General features: G+C 64.1%; 15 protein-coding genes and 2 pseudogenes. 5 read left to right on the top strand and 12 right to left on the bottom strand.

The window, feature by feature from the left end:
* The first annotated feature begins 220 nt into the window (after nucleotides 1-220).
* Nucleotides 221-949 (top strand): sulfate transporter CysZ, encoded by a 729-nt coding sequence (cysZ, locus tag ACLEJP_RS13030; RefSeq protein WP_440806949.1) that lies wholly within the window; start codon nucleotides 221-223, stop codon nucleotides 947-949.
* A 52-nt stretch (nucleotides 950-1,001) separates the two neighbouring features.
* Here cysZ and ACLEJP_RS13025 read toward each other — a convergent pair.
* Both ACLEJP_RS13025 and ACLEJP_RS13020 read right to left on the bottom strand, forming a co-directional pair.
* Nucleotides 1,002-1,421: pseudogene (locus ACLEJP_RS13025) on the bottom strand (methyl-accepting chemotaxis protein); the annotation flags it as partial.
* Nucleotides 1,422-1,595: 174 nt separating this feature from the next.
* Nucleotides 1,596-2,189 (bottom strand): annotated as a pseudogene (locus ACLEJP_RS13020) (PAS domain-containing protein); the annotation flags it as partial.
* A 307-nt stretch (nucleotides 2,190-2,496) separates the two neighbouring features.
* On the opposite strand from ACLEJP_RS13020, the gene ACLEJP_RS13015 reads away from it, so the two are divergent.
* Complete coding sequence (locus ACLEJP_RS13015) at nucleotides 2,497-3,687, top strand: glycosyltransferase family 4 protein (RefSeq protein WP_440806948.1); 1,191 nt, start codon at nucleotides 2,497-2,499, stop codon at nucleotides 3,685-3,687.
* Nucleotides 3,688-3,784: 97 nt separating this feature from the next.
* Here ACLEJP_RS13015 and ACLEJP_RS13010 read toward each other — a convergent pair whose 3' ends face one another.
* Together ACLEJP_RS13010 and ACLEJP_RS13005 are read right to left on the bottom strand one after the other, a co-directional pair.
* Complete coding sequence (locus ACLEJP_RS13010; RefSeq protein ID WP_170028290.1) at nucleotides 3,785-4,267, bottom strand: glutathione peroxidase; 483 nt, start codon at nucleotides 4,265-4,267, stop codon at nucleotides 3,785-3,787.
* A gap of 143 nt (nucleotides 4,268-4,410) precedes the next feature.
* Nucleotides 4,411-4,896 (bottom strand): FKBP-type peptidyl-prolyl cis-trans isomerase, encoded by a 486-nt coding sequence (locus tag ACLEJP_RS13005; protein WP_170028289.1) that lies wholly within the window; start codon nucleotides 4,894-4,896, stop codon nucleotides 4,411-4,413.
* Here ACLEJP_RS13005 and ACLEJP_RS13000 point away from each other — a divergent pair.
* Nucleotides 4,895-5,197 (top strand): DUF3565 domain-containing protein, encoded by a 303-nt coding sequence (locus ACLEJP_RS13000; RefSeq protein ID WP_289133858.1) that lies wholly within the window; start codon nucleotides 4,895-4,897, stop codon nucleotides 5,195-5,197. The two genes, ACLEJP_RS13005 and ACLEJP_RS13000, sit on opposite strands and share 2 nt — an antisense overlap.
* A 31-nt stretch (nucleotides 5,198-5,228) precedes the next feature.
* Nucleotides 5,229-7,316 (top strand): phosphate acetyltransferase, encoded by a 2,088-nt coding sequence (pta, locus tag ACLEJP_RS12995; RefSeq protein ID WP_440806946.1) that lies wholly within the window; start codon nucleotides 5,229-5,231, stop codon nucleotides 7,314-7,316.
* Between the two features lie 33 nt (nucleotides 7,317-7,349).
* Here the strand turns inward: pta and ACLEJP_RS12990 are convergent, their stop codons facing one another.
* From ACLEJP_RS12990 to ACLEJP_RS12955, 8 genes are all read right to left on the bottom strand, one after another.
* Complete coding sequence (locus ACLEJP_RS12990) at nucleotides 7,350-8,069, bottom strand: OmpA family protein (RefSeq protein ID WP_225780436.1); 720 nt, start codon at nucleotides 8,067-8,069, stop codon at nucleotides 7,350-7,352.
* Between the two features lie 108 nt (nucleotides 8,070-8,177).
* The gene (locus ACLEJP_RS12985; RefSeq protein ID WP_440806942.1) at nucleotides 8,178-8,822 is read right to left on the bottom strand and encodes an MBL fold metallo-hydrolase; all 645 of its coding nucleotides are present in this window, start codon (nucleotides 8,820-8,822) and stop codon (nucleotides 8,178-8,180) included.
* 99 nt (nucleotides 8,823-8,921) lie between these two features.
* Nucleotides 8,922-9,614, bottom strand: a complete 693-nt coding sequence (locus ACLEJP_RS12980) for a sensor histidine kinase (protein ID WP_440806939.1) — start codon at nucleotides 9,612-9,614, stop codon at nucleotides 8,922-8,924.
* Nucleotides 9,611-11,218 carry a tetratricopeptide repeat-containing response regulator gene (locus ACLEJP_RS12975; RefSeq protein WP_289133855.1) on the bottom strand — a complete coding sequence of 536 codons (1,608 nt, stop codon included), beginning with the start codon at nucleotides 11,216-11,218 and terminating at the stop codon, nucleotides 9,611-9,613. Before ACLEJP_RS12975 ends, ACLEJP_RS12980 begins: the two co-directional genes overlap by 4 nt.
* Nucleotides 11,219-11,377: 159 nt before the next feature.
* Nucleotides 11,378-14,095, bottom strand: a complete 2,718-nt coding sequence (locus ACLEJP_RS12970; protein ID WP_440806937.1) for a LuxR C-terminal-related transcriptional regulator — start codon at nucleotides 14,093-14,095, stop codon at nucleotides 11,378-11,380.
* 277 nt (nucleotides 14,096-14,372) lie between these two features.
* Nucleotides 14,373-15,737, bottom strand: a complete 1,365-nt coding sequence (locus ACLEJP_RS12965; protein ID WP_440806936.1) for a DUF1329 domain-containing protein — start codon at nucleotides 15,735-15,737, stop codon at nucleotides 14,373-14,375.
* Between the two features lie 25 nt (nucleotides 15,738-15,762).
* On the bottom strand, nucleotides 15,763-17,649 hold the full coding sequence (locus ACLEJP_RS12960; protein ID WP_440806933.1) for a DUF1302 domain-containing protein: 1,887 nt from the start codon (nucleotides 17,647-17,649) through the stop codon (nucleotides 15,763-15,765).
* 332 nt (nucleotides 17,650-17,981) lie between these two features.
* Complete coding sequence (locus tag ACLEJP_RS12955) at nucleotides 17,982-19,664, bottom strand: fatty acid--CoA ligase (protein ID WP_440806932.1); 1,683 nt, start codon at nucleotides 19,662-19,664, stop codon at nucleotides 17,982-17,984.
* 225 nt (nucleotides 19,665-19,889) lie between these two features.
* On the opposite strand from ACLEJP_RS12955, the gene ACLEJP_RS12950 reads away from it, so the two are divergent.
* A complete protein-coding gene (locus ACLEJP_RS12950) occupies nucleotides 19,890-20,855 on the top strand; it encodes a 2-hydroxyacid dehydrogenase (protein ID WP_440806929.1) in 966 nt (321 codons plus the stop codon).
* Nucleotides 20,856-20,891 lie beyond the last annotated feature (36 nt).

Below are 20,891 nucleotides of genomic sequence, written 5' to 3'. Positions count from 1 at the left end.
GCCCGAAAAGCGGAAAGTTGAACGCACTGTAGCGAGGTGGCAAAGATTAAGGAAATATCCTTAGACAATCCACCTCATAGGCATCGCCTATCCACCGATTTGTTCGGATAGCCATGGGCTGCCCTTTTGTTACACCCCGTTTCCCTGCCGCTGCCCGCCTTTCGTCGGCGCGGCAAACTCGGTAAGGTCAGCGCGTTTAACTTCTCTGCGGAGTCTCCCGATGCAAGCCCCTGTCCTGTCCGGCCCCCAGTACCTGCGCGAAGGCCTGAAACTGGTGCTGAGCCCCAACCTGCGGTTGTTCGTACTGCTACCCCTGGCGGTCAACCTGCTGCTGTTCGGTGGCCTGATCTACTTCGCCGGCCACCAGTTCAGCCTGTGGGTGGACGCCCTGATGCCCACCCTGCCGAGCTGGCTGAGTTTCCTCACCTACATCCTCTGGCCGCTGTTCGTCGCCCTGGTGGTGCTTATGGTGTTCTTCACCTTCACCCTGGTGGCCAACATCATTGCCGCGCCGTTCAATGGCTTCCTGGCGGAAAAGGTCGAGGTGGTGCTGCGTGGCCAGGACAACTTCCCGGCCTTCAGCTGGGGCGAGCTGGTCGCCATGGTGCCACGCATCTTCGGCCGCGAAATGCGCAAGCTGGGCTACTTCCTGCCACGGGCCATCGGCCTGTTCATCCTGTCGCTGGTACCGGTGGTCAACGTGGTGGCGGCGCCGCTGTGGCTGGTCTTCGGGGTCTGGATGATGGCGATCCAGTACATCGACTACCCGGCGGACAACAACAAGATGAGCTGGCAGGACATGCTCGCCTGGCTGCGCAGCAAGCGTTGGCAGTCGCTGGGCTTTGGCGGCATCACCTACCTGGCACTGATGATACCGCTGGTCAACGTGCTGATGATGCCGGCGGCGGTGGCCGGCGCCACCTTGTTCTGGGTGCGGGAGCGCAACTGATCGCGCTGTAACGCCGCCCCTGTGGGAACGGCTTCACCCGCTCCCACAGGCTTCACTGCCCCAACCGGCTGGAGAACTGCCCCACCACGTCTACCACCCGCTTCGCGCCTTCCTGGATCTCGACAATCACCCCGCCGGTTTCATCAGCCAGCGCCAGCCCCTGCTCGGCCTGGCGCTTGCTGGTGTCGATGATGGCCACCGCCGCCTGGGCCAGCTGCTCGTTCTGCTGCACCACCCGGGCGATTTCCTCGGTGGCGGTGCTGGTGCGCGAGGCCAGCTGGCGCACTTCATCGGCAACCACGGCAAAGCCACGGCCCTGCTCGCCAGCGCGGGCCGCTTCGATGGCCGCGTTCAGCGCCAGCAGGTTGGTCTGCCCGGCAATGTCGCTGATGGTCTTGATGATCGAGCCGATCACCCGCGATTGAGTGTCCAGTGCCTGGATGCCTTCGGCCGCTTCTTGCATCGAGGCTTCCAGGCCGCGCATCACGCTGACGGTCTGGGTGACCACTTCGGTGGCCTTGCGCGCACTGGCGTCCGTGCCTACCGAGGTGTTGAAGGCCACGTCCGCCGCCTCGGCCACCGCCAGCTCCTGGTTGACCTGGTCGGTAATCACGGTGGCAAACTTGACCACTTTGTAAAGCACGTCGTGGGCGTCGAAGATCGGGTTGTACGAAGCTTCCAGCCAGATCACCCGCCCGTGGGCATCGATACGCTTGAAGCGATCGGCAATGTACTCGCCGCGGCGCAGCTTTTCCCAGAAAGCCTGGTAGCCCGCCGAATTGACCTCCTCCGGCTCGCAGAACATGCGGTGATGCTTGCCACGGATCTGTTCCAGGCGATAGCCGACGGTGGCCAGGAACCGTTCGTTGGCGGTGAGGATGGTGCCATCGAGGTCGAACTCGATCACCGCGGTCGAGCGCATCAGCGCCTTGATCAGGCTTTCATGCTCGCGCGAGGTCTCGATGGTGCGGGTAAGGTCACTGGAGTGCAGCGTGAAGTACTTGATACGCCCGTCACTGTTCTTGACCGGCTGCAGGATCGAGCGCAACCAGGCTTCCTGGCCGTTGCCACGCAGCAGACGGAAGGCGCCGTTGAGGTGTTCACCGCGGCTGATTGCGCCTTTCATGCGCTGGTAGAAATCCAGCGACTTCACGTGTGCCGGGACAATTTCCTCGATGTTGCGGCCAAGCAGTTGATCGGCACGGTAAAGCATTTCGCTTTCGAAATTGCCGTTGACCATCTCGATCCGCCCCTGGGGGTCGAGTTGCAGCACCAACATCTCGTTGTCGAGACTACTCTTGACCTGTTCGATGGACATCAGGTCTTCGCGCAACTGGCGGATTTCTTGCTTGAGCTTGTTGTTGAACATCACCGCTCTCCCGGAGCGCATCAGGTCGTCGAATGCATCTTCATCGGCTGCCCGTGAAGCCTTCTTGAGCGCCCTGAAAGGAAAATTTCACAAAGCGAAAGGCGTCAGCGAGCAGGCGTCATCTGGACGTCACGCAGCGGTCACATCGGCGCAACCTGGCAGGTGGAAACTTTTTGTCATGAATACACCCGCCCTACGCATTACCCTGGTCAGCGAAACCTTCCCACCCGAAATCAACGGCGTGGCCAACACCCTTGGCCGCCTCAGCGAGGGCCTGCGCCAGCGCGGCCACAAGGTCGAGGTGGTGCGCCCGCGCCAGGCCGGTGAAGGGCCGCTGTACGACGCCCCTGAGCTGATGCTGTGCCGTGGCTGGCCGCTGCCTGGCTACCCTGGCTTGCAGTGGGGCGAGGTATCGATGCACAAACTGTTGCGGCATTGGCGCCGGCAACGCCCGGACGTGCTCTACATCGCCACCGAGGGGCCGCTGGGGCTCAGCGCCCTGCGCGCCGCCCGCCGCCTTGGCGTGGCAGTGGTGAGCGGCTTTCATACCAATTTCCCGCAATATTCCGGCCAGTACGGGCTGGGCCTGCTGACACGCTTGCTTACCCATTACCTGCGCTGGTTCCATCGGCGTACAGCCATCACCCTGGTTCCCAGCCTCAGCCAACGCCTGGAGCTTGAACGCCGTGGTTTCGAACGCCTGGCGCTGTTGGCCCGCGGGGTCGATGCCTGCCTGTTCAGCCCGGCGCGGCGTCGCCAGGCATTGCGCGACAGCTGGGGACTTGGCCCGGACGATATCGCCGTGCTGCATGTCGGCCGCTTGGCAGTGGAAAAGAACCTGGGCTTGCTGCGCCCCTGCCTCGATGCCTTGCAGAAGGCTTATCCACACAAGCGCCTGCGCCTGATACTGGTGGGCGATGGCCCGCAACGCACCGCCCTCCGCCAGCAGCTGCCCGAGGCCGTGTTCTGCGGCGCCCAGCGCGGCGAGCTGCTGGCCGAGCACTATGCCAGCGGTGATCTGTTCCTGTTCCCGAGCCTGACCGAGACCTTTGGCAATGTGGTGCTCGAAGCCATGGCCTCGGGGTTGGCGGTGGTCGCCTATGACGAGGCGGCCGCAGCGCAGCATATCCGCCATGGCCACAGCGGTGCACTGGCCATGCCGGGGGACCCGGCGGCATTCGTCGATGCCGCCTGCTGGCTGCTGGAAGAAGCGGAAACCTTGCGTCGGGTGCGCCTGAACGCACGGCAGCACGCCAGCCGCCAGGGCTGGCCGGCGATTGTCGAGCAGTTCGAGGGGTATCTCCATGCAGCCCGGAACCCGGCTGCGAGTTCACCAGCTTCGAGGCTGGGCTCTACGCGATCCGTGTAGCAGCGGCCTGGTGTCGCGACCGGGCTGCAGAGCAGCCCCTCGCACTTCGCGGCCCGGTCACGACACAAGCCGCCCTGCATACATCGCGTCAGGCGCTTCAGGCCAAGGCTTTCTCGATGGCCTGCACCACCGCTGGGTCATCCGGTGCCGTGCGCGGCGAGAAGCGCGCCAGCACCCGCCCGTCCTTGCCAACCAGGAATTTCTCGAAGTTCCAGGTGATGTCGCCGGGGAACTCGGCGCCCTCGCCGGCCAGCAGGCGATACAGCGAATGGCGGTGTGGCCCGTTGACTTCCAGTTTGGCCCCCAGCGGGAAGCTCACACCATAGTTGAGGCTGCAGAACTCCTGAATTTCCTTTTCACTGCCCGGTTCCTGACCGGCAAACTGGTTGCACGGCAGGCCAAGCACGTTGAAGCCCTTGTCCTTGTAGTCCTGGTAAAGGTTTTCCAAGGCCTTGTATTGCGGCGTCAGGCCACACTTGGAAGCAACATTGACCACCAGCACCACTTGGCCCTTGAAGGGTGCGAGAGGCAGCTCCCCGCCGTTCAGCGCGTCCAGTTTCAGGTCGTGAAATGCACTCATGATGAATCCCTCTCAGGTTGCCGGTTGCCGCGCAGGCGAATTCCGCCCACTAAAAAGGCGCTCGTCCAAGCCGTCCACCTCCCGAAGGAAGGCAAATCGGCTTGCCCGAGCGCCTGGCGACTTTCTGAGCTTAGCGCAGAAAATCAGTGGTGATGGCCACCTTCACCGTGGATGTGACGGTGAGCGATTTCTTCGTCGCTGGCGTCACGCACGTTGACTACCTTGACCTGGAAGGTCAGGCGCTGGCCGGCCAGCGGGTGGTTGCCGTCAACAGTGATGTCATCGCCGTCGATGTCGCGAATAGTGACGATCTGCATCTGGCCATCCGGCGCCGAAGCGTGGAACTGCATGCCCACTTCCAGCTCGTCGACGCCTTCGAACAGGCTGCGGTTCAAGGTGCTGACCAGCTCGGCCAGGTATTCACCGTAGGCATCTTCCGGCTCGACGGAAACGTTCAGCTCGTCACCGGCCTGCTTGCCTTCCAGGGCCTTTTCCAGGCCCGGGATGATGTTGCCGGCACCGTGCAGGTAAACCAGCGGCGCGCCACCGGCGGAGCTGTCGATGGTCTCCCCGGCGTCGTTGGTCAGGGTATAGTCGATGGAGACAGCCTTGTTGGCGGCGATCAGCATGGGGCAAGACCTTTTGCAAAAGAATGTAGAGCGGACAAGTGTAACCAAGCCATCGTCCGATTGCGACCGCACTGCGGATGAGCAGCGGCCCATCAGTCGGATCACCGGCTTCCACCAGGATGAGGAAGGCCACTGGGTGGCCGAACTGTCCTGCGGCCATACCCAGCATCTGCGCCACCAGCCGCCGTGGCAGGCACGCCCCTGGGTGCTGGACCCGGCCCAGCGCGCGCAACGCATCGGCCAGCCTTTCGCTTGCGGCTGGTGCGCACAGGGGGCCGATAGCGCTACCCTTGGCCGTTAATTTCTTGCACCGCTTATTTCGAGAAGCACGCATGCAGACATTTTTCATTGCGCCGACCGACTTCGGTGTCGGCCTGACCTCCATCAGCCTCGGCCTGGTACGCACCCTGGAACGCGCCGGCCTGAAGGTTGGCTTCTTCAAGCCGATCGCCCAGCCCCACCCCGGTGATACCGGCCCCGAACGCTCCACCGAACTGGTCGCCCGCACCCACGGCATCAAGCCACCGGTACCGCTGAGCCTGGCCCACGTCGAGCGCATGCTCGGCGAAGGCCAGCTGGACGAACTGCTCGAGGAAATCATCCGCCTGTACCAGCAAGCCTGCATCGGCAACGACGTGGTAGTGGTCGAAGGCATGGTGCCCACGCGCCATGCCAGCTATGCGGCGCGGGTCAACCTGCACCTGGCCAAGAGCCTGGATGCCGAGGTGATCCTGGTCTCGGCGCCGGAAAACGAAGTGCTCAGCGAGCTGTCTGGCCGGGTCGAACTGCAGGCGCAGCTGTTCGGCGGCCCGCGTGACCCGAAAGTGCTCGGGGTAATCCTCAACAAGGTGCGCACCGACGAAAGCATGGCGGAGTTTTCCGCGCGCCTGCGCGAGCACTCGCCGCTGTTGCGCGGCGACGACTTCCGCCTGCTCGGTTGCATCCCCTACCAACCGGAACTGAACGCCCCGCGCACCCGCGACGTGGCCGAACTGCTCGGTGCCCAGGTACTCAACGCCGGTGACTACGAGCAGCGGCGCATGAGCAAGATCATCATCTGCGCACGCACCGTGGCCAACACGGTGCCGCTGCTGACTTCGGGCACGCTGGTGGTGACCCCGGGCGACCGCGACGACATCATCCTCGCCGTCAGCCTCGCGGCGATCAACGGCGTACCGCTGGCCGGCCTGCTGCTGACCAGCGACAGCAAGCCTGACGCGCGCATCCTGGGCCTGTGCCGTGGCGCCCTGCAGGCCGGCCTGCCGATCCTGTCGGTCAGTACCGGTTCGTACGACACCGCCAACCAGCTCAACTCGCTGAACCGGGAAATCCCGGTGGACGACCGCGAGCGTGCCGAGTTCATCACCGATTTCGTCGCCAGTCACCTCGACGCGGCCTGGTTGCACCAACGTTGCGGTACCCCGCGCGAACTACGCCTGTCACCGGCGGTGTTCCGCTACCAGTTGATCCAGCGCGCGCAGCAGGCCAACAAGCGTATCGTCCTGCCGGAAGGCGCCGAGCCGCTGCTGGTACAGGCTGCGGCCATCTGCCAAGCCCGCGGCATCGCGCGCTGCGTGCTGCTGGCCAAGCCCGAGGACGTCGACGCCGTGGCACGTGCGCAGGGCATCACCTTGCCGCCAGGCCTGGAAATCCTCGACCCGGAGCTGATCCGCGGGCGCTATGTGGAACCGATGGTCGCACTGCGCAAGAGCAAGAACCTCAATGCGCCGATGGCCGAGCAGCAACTGGAAGACCCGGTGGTGATCGGCACCATGATGCTGGCGCTGGACGAAGTGGATGGCCTGGTCTCGGGCCTGGTGCACTCGACTGCCAACACCATCCGCCCGGCCTTGCAACTGATCAAGACCGCACCCGGTTCGAGCCTGGTGTCATCGGTGTTCTTCATGCTGTTCCCGGAACAGGTGCTGGTGTACGGCGACTGCGTGATGAACCCGCACCCGAGCGCTGCCGAACTGGCCGAAATCGCCCGGCAAAGCGCCGACTCGGCGCAGGCGTTCGGCATCGCCCCGCGGGTGGCGATGATCAGTTACTCAAGCGATTCGGCCAGCGATGAGGAAGTCGAGAAAGTGCGTGAAGCGACCCGCCTGGCGCAGGCCGCGACAGAGGCGCTGCTGATCGACGGGCCGTTGCAGTATGACGCCGCCGCCAACCCGGCGATTGCCCGGGAGCTGGCGCCAGAAAGCCCGGTGGCCGGGCGTGCCACGGTGTTCGTGTTCCCCGACCTGAATACCGGCAACACCACGCACAAGGCGGTGCAGCGCAGCACCGATGGCGTCAGCCTGGGGCCCATGCTGCAGGGGCTGCGCAAGCCGGTGAACGACTTGCCGCGTGGGGCCCAGGTAGACGATATCGTGCATACCATCGCCCTTACGGCGATTCAGGCCAGCGTGACGGGTTAGAAACCGGGGCTGCGCTGCAGCCCCAGGTATTGGTCAGGGATACTGCTGAACCTGACCCTGCTGGTCATATTGCTGGCCGGGAATCGGCTTCAGGTTCACTTCCACCCGACGGTTCTGCGCACGGCCGTTGGCATCGGCGTTGCTGGCGATCGGCTGATCCGGGCCCATGCCACGTACCGAAATACGCGAGGCGTCCACGCCCTGCGAGGTCAGGTAGGTGCTGACCGCCTGCGCGCGACGCTGGGACAGGTCCATGTTGTGCTGGCGGCTGCCGGTGCTGTCGGTGAAGCCGACCACTTCGATGGTGTTCTGGTTGAACTGCTTGAACGAGCTGGCCAGGTTGTTAAGCGGCGAGTAGAAGCTTGGCGCGATGTTGGCCGAGTCGGTGGCGAAGGTGATGTTGCCCGGCATGATCAGCTTGATCTGGTCACCCTGGCGCTGCACTTCCACACCGGTGTTGGCCATTTGCGCGCGCAGCTCGGCTTCCTGCTTGTCGGCGTAGTAGCCATAACCGGCTGCAGCGGCACCCACGGCAGCGGCGCCGATCAGCGCACCCTTGCCGCGGTTGTTGTGGTCGATGGCGGCACCGGCAATGGCGCCGGCCAGCGCGCCCAGGCCGCCGTATTTGGCGGTCTTGCTCATCCCTGTGGAGCCCTGCGCCTGGCCCTGGCTGTCATAAGGGTTCTGACCGGCACAGCCAGTCATCAGGGCAGCGGCGGTTGCGACGATAATCAGACGACGCATGGTGAACATGGACAAGCTCCTACTGAATTCATGAATGCGGCAGATCGCGAACGGATCTATGCCAGCCTTGGATTGCACAGGCAACGAAAAATTCCATGAAAGTGCCTTCATGTGCCATCACGCACGTACGAAGGGGTTTTCACGCATCTCGTCACCCAGCCGGGTATCGGGCCCATGGCCCGTCACCACGATGGCTTGTTCATCCAGCCGGTACAGCCGTTCCTTGATCGAACGCACGATAGCCCGCTGGTCGCCGCCCCACAAATCGGTGCGGCCGATGCCACGGCGGAACAGGGTATCACCGGCGATCAGCAGCTTGGCATCGGCAAACCAGAAACTCATCGAGCCGGGGGTGTGGCCTGGCGTGTGCAGGGCTACGCCACAACCGCAGGCCAGCTCTTCGTCGTCACCCAGCCAGCGGTCGGGCGCGGGTACCGGGGTGTAGGGCACGCCGAACATCTGGCATTGCATTTCCAGGTTGTCCCACAGCACCTGGTCGTCCTTGTGCAGGTGCAGGGTCGCGCCGGTCAGCTCCTTGAGCTTGCCGGACGCCAGGAAATGATCGAAGTGCGCGTGGGTGTGAATGATGCTCACCAGGATAAGGCCATGGGCCTGCAGGCGGGCAAGAATCTTCTCTGGATCACCGCCCGGGTCGACGACGATGGCTTTCTTGCTCAGCGGGTCGCCAATCAGGGTGCAATTGCATTGCAAGGGGCCGACAGGGAAGGTTTCGCGAATAAGCGCTGACGAAGGATTCTGCATGGGAGTATAGAGACCGGTTAGGCGAAGAACGTTTGCACGTGTGTCAGTGCGTCGAGCATGACAAATTCGCAAGAAGTTCGCACTGCAATCCTGCCCGTTTCACGGCAGGAACAGTTTGAACAGCCCGCCTCCAAGCGCCCCACCATTGGCGATCTCGATGCGCCCGCGCACCCCACCACTTTCATGCAACGCCGCGATGCGCGCGGCAAAATAAAGGCCAAGGCCAGTGCTGCCGCTGTTCGAATCGATGCCCTGGATGAACTCTTCCTGGCGTTCAAGCATGCGCTGTGGATAACCCGGGCCGTCATCATTGACACAAATAGCCAGCTGGTTGTCCGCTTCCTCGATGGTGATCAGCAAGGCATGCGCAGCGAAGCGGGTGGCGTTGGTAATGACGTTGGAGACCACCGAGGCCACCAGTTCGCGGTCGAAGAAGCCCAGTGGGTTGTCAGTGTCGATGCGCCAGGTGGCAAGGATGTCCTTGTGCCTGAGCACTTCCTCGTGGGCAGCCAGCTGGGCCTCGATGAAGTCGTCAAGTTCGTGGTAGTCCGGGCACACCGGCAGCTGGTTGACACCCAGCTTGTACAGCCCCAGCAGCTGCACCAGCATGCCGTTGAGGTGACGAAACTCGTGCTCCATCACACCCTGCTCGGTGCCCCCGCGCAGCTCCTCGGGCAAGCGCTCCATCCACTGGTTGTGCGACTGGATCAGCGCTGACAGGGAATTCTTCAGGTCGTGCACGGTGGAGGCGATCACCGTGGAAAAATCCAGCCCCTGGTTGTCTTGATTCATGCGCCGAACACCCGGATATGCAATTTGCGGTAACGGTCGTAACGGTTGTCGCTGGCAGGGATACCGGCCACGCTGGTCAGGGCGTCGCGACACTCCTGCATGATTGCCGCCTGCGGGTTGTCACCGCCGATGCGCAGCAGCGCCTGGGCAGTATTCAGGGCGATACTGATGTTCTTCGGCTGCAACCCCAGCGCCTTGCGGAACAGCTGCAGCGCCTCGCCGAGCTGCCCGCCCTGGTAACTGCGCACGCCCTGACGGTTGAGGGTGACCGCTTCGGTAATGGCGTTGAGCACGCTCGGGTCGTCGGTCAGCTTGCCCACTTTCTCCATGACCTTGGGGTCGTCGCCGTAACTTTCCACACAGCCCCTCAGCACGCCGATGGCGGCGGCTTCCTGACCCATGGCCTGCAATTGCGCGGCGACGGTCAGGGCCGAATCGACCGAGAAGAACTGGTTCATCTTGTCCAGGCGCTGGATCGCCTGTTCGGTCAGCTTGGCCGCCGTTTCCGGGTCCCCGGCCTGTTGCAGGCTGGCGGCCTTCATCATCCGCGCGCGCACTTGCAACCCCTGGTCTTCCGGGTTTTCCTTGGCCACCTCGCTGAGCGTGGCGTTGATCTCGACCCGGGTGCGCGCATCCAGGCCAAAACCGGCATTCTTGCTCATCAGCGCCTGCACCAGGCCGAGATTGTTCTCGGCGTCCTTGTAGCGTGAGCTCTGGCCCTGGCTGACGGCATGGCGAAACGCTTTCGAGGCGCTCTCGAAGTCTTCGTTTTCCAACGCCAGCTTGCCCAGCGTCGACTGGCGGCGCACCGACAACGGCGACAGCCGCACGGCTTCTTCCAGCATGTTCTGCGCACGCCTGGTTTCGCCCTGGGCCACCAGCACCTCGGCCATGCCATCGTACAGGCTCGGCATGATCGGGAAAGCCTTGAGCGCCTGCTCGTACACGCCCTGGGCCTGGGCATTCTGGCCACGCTTGTGCATCAGGCTGCCCAGTGCCGCGTACACCCACGGCTGTGGGCGGCTGGCAAGAATGGCCTTGAGGAACTTCTCAAGTTCCTCGAAGCGGCTGAGATTGCGCAAGGCATCGGCCCGATACCGCAGGCACAGCGGCGCCAGGCGTGGGTCGCGCTTGCACAGTTCGGCGCAGGCCGCCAGCACTTCGGCCGGCCGATTGCGGTCCAGGGCCTGCAGGATCGGCTTCAGCAGGTTCTTGCGCTGGTACAGCTTCTCCACGCGCTGGGCCAGGCCAACCCGGTTGAACGGCTTGGTCAGGTAGGCATCGGGCTCGTGCTCGATGGCGCTGAGGACAATGGCCTGGCTGCTCTCGGCCGTGACCATGATGAATATGCACTCATGGCTGATGTGCTTGTCGAGGATCAGGTCTTCGAGCACCTGCTGGCCGTTCTTCTTGCCGTCGCCCAGGTGGAAGTCCTGCAGAATCACGTCATAGCGCTTCTGCGCGCACATGCGCAACGCCTGCTCGCCGCTGTCGGCGGTGTCCACGTCACGAACACCCAGCTCGCGCAACATGGAACGGGTCGACGTGCGAAAGTCGGTAAAGTCGTCGACGATCAGAAAGCTCTTTTGCCCGTACTGCAGCATCAACACGACCTGCCTTGGAATAATTGAAAAATCGCGCGAAGCGATGCCACCGCTAGCTGTATCGGCAGCTGGCCGGGAAAGATGAGGATAGAGCATTGGACGGCCGGTAACCCGGGCCTCGGTCACGACTTTAGCGGGCAATACCCGAGGCGACCAGTATCAGGCCAGCAGCCCCAGCGATTTGGCCTTGGCCACTGCCTGGGTGCGCCGTTCTACGCCCAGCTTGCTGTTGATATGACTGGCGTGGGTCTTCACCGTGTGCAGGGAAATGAACAACCGCTCGCTGATCTGCTGGTTGGAACAACCCTGGGCAATCAGTTCGAGCACCGCCAATTCGCGGCTGCTCAGCGCTTCGCTGCTGTTGTTGCCGGCGTTGGGCATCGGCGGCAGGCGCTTGAGCAGCTCGGCCTGCACCGGGCTGGCGGCGGTTGCCTGCAACTGTTCGTGAAGCCATTGCGGATGTTGTTCCAGCAGTGGCTGGAACGGTTGCAGCACGCCGCCGTGGGCGGCTTCCAGCAGCCTGGGCAGCAACTGGGCGGCCTGCCCTTCGCGGCCTTCGCCCAGCAGCAAGGCAAGCCACTGGCACAGGGCATTGACGCTCAGCAGCATGCCGCCACTGGCCTGGCCGCGCTCGACCAGGCCGGCCAGGCGTTGCTCGGCTTCGTCGCGACGCGACTGGGTACGCTCCAGCAACGCTTGTTGCAAGGCAATGTGCAACGGCAGCAACGGGTGGAACTCTGGCGCCGCCGCCGGCTGCTCGCCGCCATAGGTCTGGCCCAGGCGCAGCAGCCAGGACTCGGCCAGGTCCATGCGCCCCTGGGCCAGCCACAGCTCGCATTTGACCAGGGTGATCATGGCCAGGTAGTAGACCGGCGGCACATCCCAGATATGCATCAGCCGTTCGGCCTCGGCCAGTTCGGCAAAGGCCTCGGCAAACTGCCCGTCACGGCCATCCAGCGTGGCAATCACGCAGTGGCCGATGAGCACGCTGATATCGCGGCAGGCGCGCGCCTCGCCCAGCCCCGCGCGCAAACGGGCACGGCCCTGGGCCGGCTGCAGACGCGAGACCAGCAGGTAGCCTTCGTACAGCGTCAGGCGCGCACGCACGGCATACAGGCGCTGCGCCGAGAGCCCTTGCAGGCGTTGCAGCCCCTGGCGCACCTCGTCCAGCGCACGCAGCACCTCGCCACGGGCGTGCAGCACCCGTGCGCGGTCGTAGTGGGCCAGGGCCTCGAACAATGGGTTGCCGACGCGCTGCGCCAGCTCCAGGGCCTCGCGGTTCCAGCCACGGGCGCGCCAGAAATCACCATCGGCGATTGCCAGGTTGGACAACGTCGACAGGCACACCAGGCGCTGACCATAACGCTTGCTCGGCAAGCTTTGCAGCGCCTCGCCGCAATAGGCCAGGGTGCGCTCGCGGTCGCCACGGCCACGGGCGATCACGCCGCTGAGCGCCAGCCACTGCGCCAGCATGGACTTCTGCGCGGTCGCCGAAGGCGCGGGCAGGAAGCGGCTGAGGTAACCCGCCAGCTCCTCTGCCGCGTCCAGCTGGCAGGCCAGGCCCAACGCCCAGCTGTACAGCACGATCAACCGCGGAGTGCTGATCAGCAGGCTGTCGGGCAGGTCCATTTTCCAGCGCAGCAGCATGCCGACGTTCTGTTCGGCCAGCAATTGCTCCTCGGACAGGCTCTGCACCAGGTTGGCGGCGACATCGAGGTGGCCGGCCCGCAGCGCCTGTTCCACCGCCTCGTCCAGCAGGCCCTGGCTCTCGAACCAGCGGCAGGCGCGCAGTTGCAGCCCTGCCAGCGGCTCGCTGGCCTGGCGGCTGCGCAACAGGTCGGAGAACAGGTGATGGTAGCGAAACCAGTGGCCATGTTCGTCCAGCGGCACCAGGAACACCTGGTGCGCCTGCAGGAAGCGCAGGATCGCGGCACTGTCGTGACGGCCACGCACGGCATCGCACAGGGGGGCGCAGAAGCGCTCCTGGCAGGCCGTGTCGTACAGGAACGCCTGTACGTCGGCGGGCAGCATGTCGATGACTTCTTCCAGCAGGTAGTCGCGGATCAGGCCCTCGCCGCCATGCAGCGCCTGCGGCAGGGCCTGCTCGTCAGACGATTCGCTGGCCGCCAGCTGCCAGAAGCGCAACCCGGCCACCCAGCCGTCGCTGCGCTGGATCAGGTTGTCCAGGGCCTGGCCACGCAGGCCGGTGGGCTGGCGGCCGATCACCGCCAATGACTCCTCGGGGGTAAGGCGCAGGTCCTGCTCACTGAGCTCGACCAGTTGCCGCGACAGGCGCAGGCGCGCCAGGTGCCAGTCCGGGCGTTGACGGCTGGTAACCAGCAACACCAGCCCGGGCGGCAGGTGATTGAGGAAGAACTGCAGGCAGCGGTCGAGCACCGGCCCCTGGGCCAGGTGATAGTCATCCAGCACCAGCAACAGCGGCGTATCGGCCTGCAGGTACAGCGCCAGCTCGTCGAGCAGGCCATCGAGCCATTCCTCGAAGGCGAACGGCTGGTGGCGCTGGCGCATCTTCAGCAGGCCCATGGCCTGACCGCCCAGCGCCGGGCAATACTGCTGCAGGCCTTCGAGCAGGCGCTCAAGGAAGCGGCCAGGGTCGGCATCGCGTTGGCTCAGGCCCAGCCACAGGCTGCGCCAATGCTCGGGTAGTGCTTCGCAGAATTCGATGGCCAGCGAGCTTTTGCCAAACCCCGCAGGCGCGTTGACCAGCAGCAGCCGCCCGCCGAGGCCGGCTTGCAGCCGCTGGCACAGGCGCAGGCGCGGTACATGGCCGTCCGGCAAGGGCGGGCGGAAGAAACGCCCGTCCAGCAGGCCCAGGGCCTGGCTGGCGAATCCATGCGTACGGGACAGATCTGTCATGGCCGGCTCGTTCTGTTTGGAAGACTACGGCGGTATGGATGCTTGCGAGACTAGCCGGTAACGCTGCGCATTTGAAGATGATGGGCGCAGTTGCGCCGGAAAAGACTACGACAAAAAGCAACAAGGCTGATGGACATTGGCTGGGGCGGGGGTTTGGCGAGGTATTCAGCAGGTTTATTACCGGTTCCGGCGGCTAGGCGAGCGTGCCCGCGAAGCCGCCAAAACCACCAATGCAAACGCCCCGGACAAGCCGGGGCGTTTTGCAGTAACGCAATGCTTAGCGAATACCCGACTGGCGCAATGCCGCTGGCTGGAAGTCCGCCTTGCTGGCGCTGAAGCCGAAGTCGTAGGCGCGTTTCTCTTCGTTCTTCATGCCCAGGGCCAGGTAGCGACCGGACTGCAGGTCGTAGATGGCTTCCAGGGTGTACCACGGCACGTCCACGTTGTAGTACGGCTGGGCATGGGCCTCGGACACCCGCCACAGCTGGCCACGGCCGTCGTACTGGTCGATCACCGCTGCCTGCCAGGTGTCTTCGTCGATGTAGAAGTCACGCTTGGCGTAGATGTGCCGCTGGCCCGGCTTCAACGTCGCGACCACGTGCCACACGCGGCGCAGCTCGTAACGGGCCAGGTCCTGGTTGATGTGCCCGGCCTTGATGATGTCGGTGTACTTGAGCTTGGGGTCGTCCAGCTTGAAGGCGTTGGAAGCGATGTACAGCTCCTTCTTGCCTTCGAGCTTCCAGTCATAGCGGTCTGGCGCGCCGTTGAACATGTCCAGGTTGTCCGACGTCCGCAGGCCGTCGGCGGCGGTACCCGGGCCGTCATACGACACCTGCGGCGCCTGGCGCACGCGGCGCTGGCCAGCGTTGTAGATCCACGCCTTGCGCGGTTCCTTCACCTGGTCGAGGGTTTCGTGCACCAGCAGCACGGTCCCGGCCAGGCGTGCAGGCGCGGTCACTTCCTGCTTGAAGTAGAACAGGATGTTGCCCGGGTTGTTCGGGTCGTAGTCCTTCATCCTTTCGCGGAAGACGAACTGGTCGGAGAAGTACACCGGGTTGAACGAGCCATTCTGCTGTGGGGTGGCCTGGGTCACCAGGCGGCTGACGCTGCCGCCGCGGTAGCGGGTGATATGGTTCCAGATCACTTCCAGGCCGCTTTTCGGGATCGGGAACGGCACGGCGGTGCGGAAGTTGTTCAAGCCGTTGCCGCCTTCCACCAAGGTGGTCTTGGTGGCGTTTTCCTTGATGGCGGCGAACACGTCAGCCGGTACCGTGGAACCACGGTGGGTCTTGTATACCGGGATCTTGAAGGTGTCCGGGTAGCGCTTGAGCATGGCCAGCTGGCCTGGCGAGAGCTTGTCCTTGTACTGCTCGGCATTCTGCGCGGTGATGGTGAACAGCGGCTTTTCACTGCCGTACGGGTCGGACAGGAAGCCCCTGCCGTCGGCGCTGCCGGCGCTCTTCGACAACGGTTCCCATGGGCCGATCGAGCCATCGGCGTTGCCGGACTTTTCGGCGCCCATCGGGGTCAGGGTGCTACCCAGCTTGGCCGCCTCGTCGGCGGATACCGCAGCCATGACGCTGGTCGCCAGCAGGGACAGGCCCAGTACACCGGCCTGCAGCAGACTTCTGGTCTTGTTCATGTCGTGTCGTCCTGGATCTGTGTGCTTAGAAGTTCACGCCGAAGCTGAGCGCGACGAAGTCACGGTCATCCACGGTGGTGTACTCGCCATCGAAGAAGTTGGTGTACGACAGGCTTGCCGTGTAGGTGTTCTGGTACTCGGCGTCGAGGCCCAGGCTGACCGCCTTGCGGCCTTCCTCGAAGTTGGCGCCTGGGCCCGGCGAGTAGCCGGAAACGTCATGCGACCAGGCCACGCTGGGTTTCAGGTTGACCCCGGCGAAAACGTCGTTGTAGTCCCAGATGACCCGAGCGCGGTAACCCCAGGAAGTACTGGTGGTAAAGCCATCGTTCTCGCAGTTGCGCGACAGGTTGGCGGTAGAGGCTCCAGCGCCTGCGCCCGCGATGGTGCTGGCATTGAGTGCCTGGCAAGTATTGGCCCCACCGGTGGATGGCAGCGGGCCGGGGCCGTAGACAGGGTCACGACCGTAGCGGGTATCGTGTGCGCTCTCCAGGCCGCCGACGTGAGTGACACCCACCTCACCGACCACCGTCATGCGGCTGGCGCCCATCACCTGGTCGAAGAAGTGCGTCAGGGTGGTCTGGAACTGGGTGATTTCCTTGCGCCGGTAGCCGTGCAGGTCCTGCCCTGGCGTACCGCTCAGCAACGATGCATTGCTCAAGGCCCCGCCAATCGGGCGGACCCCGGCGAACAGGATATCCGTGGTATTGAGCTGCACGGGTGCGTTGGGGCGATAGCTGAGTTCGCCGCTCCAGGCGGTCCCGGTGGGCAAGGTGGTGGAGAAGCTCAAGCCATAAAGGCGAATATCTTCGGGATACTCGACGAAGTACTCGGAATTGCCGGCCACGATCAGCGGTGCCAGCGCACGCAGTTGTGCAGGCAAGGCGCTCAGCCCGGCAAACACCGAAGGCGGTGCACCTGTGGCGCTGAAGATTGGCGCACGGCTGTGGTAATTCATGAAATAAGCGCCGAATTCAGTGTCCAGCGGCTCGAACATGTAACGCATCGCTACGCCGAACTGGCCACTGTCGCGGGCATCACGGTCAGCGCCACGGCGTACCATCACCCCCTCTTCGTTGATGTTCACGCCCCGGCTGGCCAGGAACTGCTGCGCCGCGCCCGGCACCGTGCGGCTGCTGTTGAGCACGCGCAGGTTGTCGGTACAGCCATCGGCAATGATGTCCGGCTGGGAGAAGAAGGTGCCGCAGTTGTCGACGACCGTCTGGTCCCATTCGATCTGGTAGAAGGCCTCGGCCGACAGGTTGTCGGTCAGGCTCTGCGAGATGTAGAACATGTTGACCGGGATCAGGCCTTCCTTGATCTCGGCCCCCGGGCGGCGGAACGCCGACACGTCGATCGGGTTGATCGAGTTGATGCCGCCACCGATGAAGGTACTTTCACCCCAGCTGACTACCTGCTTGCCCAGGCGTACCGAACCCGGCTGGTCGCCGATCGAGTAGTTGTGGTAGACGAAGGCGTCGAGCAGCTCGGCGCCGGACGACTTGGCGCCTTCCTTGCGGTTGGAGTCGCTGATGTCCTTGAACTCGCGGCCTTCGTCCTTGAGCTCGAAGTCGTACCAGTACTTGCCACGCACGAATACGCCGGTGTCGCCGTACTTGAGCTCCAGGTCATGGATGCCCTTGAAGATCTTGGAGAAGGTCTCGCCCTTCTTGAAGTTCAGGTGGCCATCGTCCGATGTCTGCGACAGGCCCTTGCCGCCGTTGTTCACCCCGATCAGGTTCTTGTTGGGATTGGCTGTCGACCAGCTGGCGCCGATGGAGAGCGACGAGTCGAACTGGCCTTCGATTTCACCAATGTTGAAGCTGACAGCGAAAGCAGGACTTGCGAGCGTGGAAGCAAGGCTGACGGCCAGGGGCAACTTGGCCCGGCGCCAGAACAGGTTTGCAGATTTCATCGACGCTACTCCATGTACTTTTTTTGTTATGGCAGTGAGTCCTTTCAAGAACGGCCCGAACGACCGGATGCAGGCTTGCGCCCGCGACGACATGGCTTGCGCATGCCGCCAACCCCCATTCCTGAAAATCCCCTGGCCCCGACTATAGCCAGCAAGGCACAGGCGCTTGATCCCTCTAAAGTGTGATTTGCGCTCCGTGCTGCCAACACGCTGCCATCTGGTACCGGTAGCGGGCTGGCAGTGCTAAAGGATGGCGTATTTCCGCCATTTGGCAAGACGTTGACCGCTCTAGGATGCGGGCCGCGCGCTGGGCAGCGCGACCCGCTGGGCGGTTACAGCGTGGAAAGGAACGCGCTGTTGCTGGCCTGCCACTGGACGATGTCCTGGCGGATACGTTTCTTGTCGAGCTTGCCGACACTGGTCTTGGGAATTTCAGTAACAACGGCGATCTGGCTGGGAATCGCCCATTTGTTGATATGCCCTTGCTCGACGAACGGCTTGAGGTGCTCCTTGAGCGTCCTGGCGTCGATGGCCTGGCCCTCCCGCACCACCAGCAGGGCAAACGGCCGCTCGCCCCACTGCGGGTCGGCCACCCCGACCACCGCCACTTCGCGCACTGCCGGGTGGCGGCTGACCAGGTCTTCGAGGTCGAGTGAAGATATCCACTCGCCGCCGGTCTTGATCACATCCTTGATGCGGTCGCGGATGTCGATGTAACCCATGCCGTCCAGCGTGGCGACGTCACCGGTGTGCAGCCAGCCCCCCTGCCACAGCTCCTCGCTCTTCTCCGGCTCCTTGAAATAGCCCTGGGTCAGCCACGGCGCACGCAGCACCAGCTCGCCCTGGGTTTCGCCATCGGCGGGCAGGAAGTTGCCCTCGCCATCGACGATCGCCGCCTCGACCAGCGGTACCGGCACGCCAGCCTTGATGCGGTAGGTGACACGCTCATCCTCGCTGCCGGCCTGCAGCTCGTCGTTCAGGTGCGCGGCGGAGATCAGCGGGCAGGTTTCCGACATGCCATACGCAGCGGTCAGCTGGATGCCGCGTGACAGGGCGGCCTGATACAGCGAACGGTTGAGCGCGCTGCCACCGATGATGATTTTCCAGCCGGCAAAGTCCTGCCCCTGCGCGGTCGGGCAGTTGAGCAGCATCTGCAGGATGGTCGGCACGCAATGGGAGAACGTGACTTTTTCCTCACGCCACAGCCTGACCAGCATCTCCGGCTCGTAGCGCCCGGGGTACACCTGCTTCATGCCAAGCATGGTCGCGGCGTAAGGGATGCCCCAGGCATGCACGTGGAACATCGGGGTGATCGGCATGTACACGTCGTTGCTGCCCAGCAGGCGCACGCTGTCGATGCTGCCGGTCACCGACGCTTCGGCCAAGGTATGCAGCACCAGTTGCCGGTGGGTGAAGTAGACACCCTTGGGGTTGCCGGTGGTACCCGTGGTGTAGAAGGTCGTGGCCACCGAGTTTTCGTCGAAATCGGGGAAGTCGTAGCGCGGGCTGGCGGCGGCCAGCAGCTGCTCATACTCGCCAACCAGGCCAGGCAACTCGGCGGTCTTGTCCGCGCCATCGGTCAGCAGCAAGGTCTTGTCGACAGTGGTCAACTGCCCGGCAATGGCCTGGTACAGGCCGACGAAATCGCTGTTGACCAGCACCACGCGGTCTTCGGCGTGGTTCATGGTGTAGAGGATCTGCTCGGGCGACAGGCGCACGTTGATGGTGTGCACCACCGCACCGATCATCGGGATGGCGAACATGCATTCCAGGTAGCGGTGACTGTCCCAGTCCATCACGGCCACGGTGTCACCCGCCTTCACGCCGGCTTCGGTGAGCACGTTGGCCAGGCGCGCAATGCGTTCGTTGAGCTGTGGATAAGTCAGCCGCAACCGGTCGCGGTAGACGATCTCGCGGGTCTTTTCATAGCGGCTGCCGGACATCAGCAGGCGTTTGATCAGCAGCGGGTAGGCGTAGGCGCCCTCGGCGGGCTTGATGATGCGGGTCTGCAACATGGGTATCCCTTTTCGGAAAAGGCGGGCCGGACAACTCTGGCAATTACTGTAGTCCGCCAATGTGACGGCCAAATCAGCCGAAGGAATGATTTGCGCGCCAAAGGTATGAGTGGAGACGTTGACGGGCGGTCACCGCGGGCTAGACACTGCGCCGACAGCTTCAGGATCTGCAGCCCCTTTCGCGGGCCAGCACACCGACACCCCTGCCCTGCAACGGAGAGCCCCATGCCCAGCCCGCGTCGCGCCGTGTTTCTCGATCACCAGTCCCTGGACCTGGGCGATCTCGACCTCTCGCCACTGAAACAGCAATTCGACGAATTCGAGCTCTACGCCGCCACCCGCCCGGAGCAGGTTGCCGAGCGGCTGCAGGGCGCGGTGGCAGTGATCAGCAACAAGGTCATGCTCGACGCTGCCACACTGGCCGCCAACCCGCAGTTGAAGCTGATCCTGGTTGCCGCCACCGGCACCAACAATGTCGACCTGGCGGCAGCGCGCGCCCAGGGTGTCACCGTGTGCAACTGCCAAGGCTACGGCACACCGTCGGTGGCCCAGCACACCCTCGCCCTGCTGCTGGCCCTGGCCACCCGCCTGTGCGACTACAACCAGGCGGTAGCCGACGGCCAGTGGGCCAAGGCCAGCCAGTTCTGCCTGCTGGACTTCCCTATCGTCGAGCTCGAAGGCAAGACCTTGGGCCTGCTCGGCCACGGCGAGCTGGGCGGCGCGGTGGCGCGGCTGGCCGAAGCCTTTGGCATGCGCGTGCTGAGCGGGCAGATCCCCGGCCGCCCGGAACGCCCCGACCGGCTGCCGCTGGACGAATTGCTGCCGCAAGTCGATGCCCTGACCCTGCATTGCCCGCTGAACGAGCACACCCGGCACATGCTCGGTGCGCGCGAACTGGCGCTGCTCAAGCCCGGCGCACTGGTGGTCAACACGGCTCGCGGCGGCCTGATCGACGAGCAGGCGCTGGCCGACGCCCTGCGCAGCGGCCACCTGGGTGGCGCCGCCACCGACGTGCTCAGCGTAGAGCCGCCGATCAATGGCAACCCGCTGCTTGAACCCGGCATTCCGCGCCTGGTCATCACCCCGCACAGTGCCTGGGGCGCGGTGGAGTCGCGCCAGCGCATCGTCGGCCAGCTGAGCGAAAACGCCCAGGCCTTCTTCACCGGGCAGCCGCGCCGCGTGGTCAGCTGAGCGCGGCGCCCGGCTCTGCTACACTGCGCCACTTTT

The sequence above is a fragment of the Pseudomonas sp. SMV7 genome, from assembly GCF_052041995.1.
In the GTDB taxonomy this organism is placed as follows: domain Bacteria; phylum Pseudomonadota; class Gammaproteobacteria; order Pseudomonadales; family Pseudomonadaceae; genus Aquipseudomonas.
Note: the sequence above shows the minus strand (reverse complement) of the source record. Positions and strands in the feature narration are given on the sequence as shown.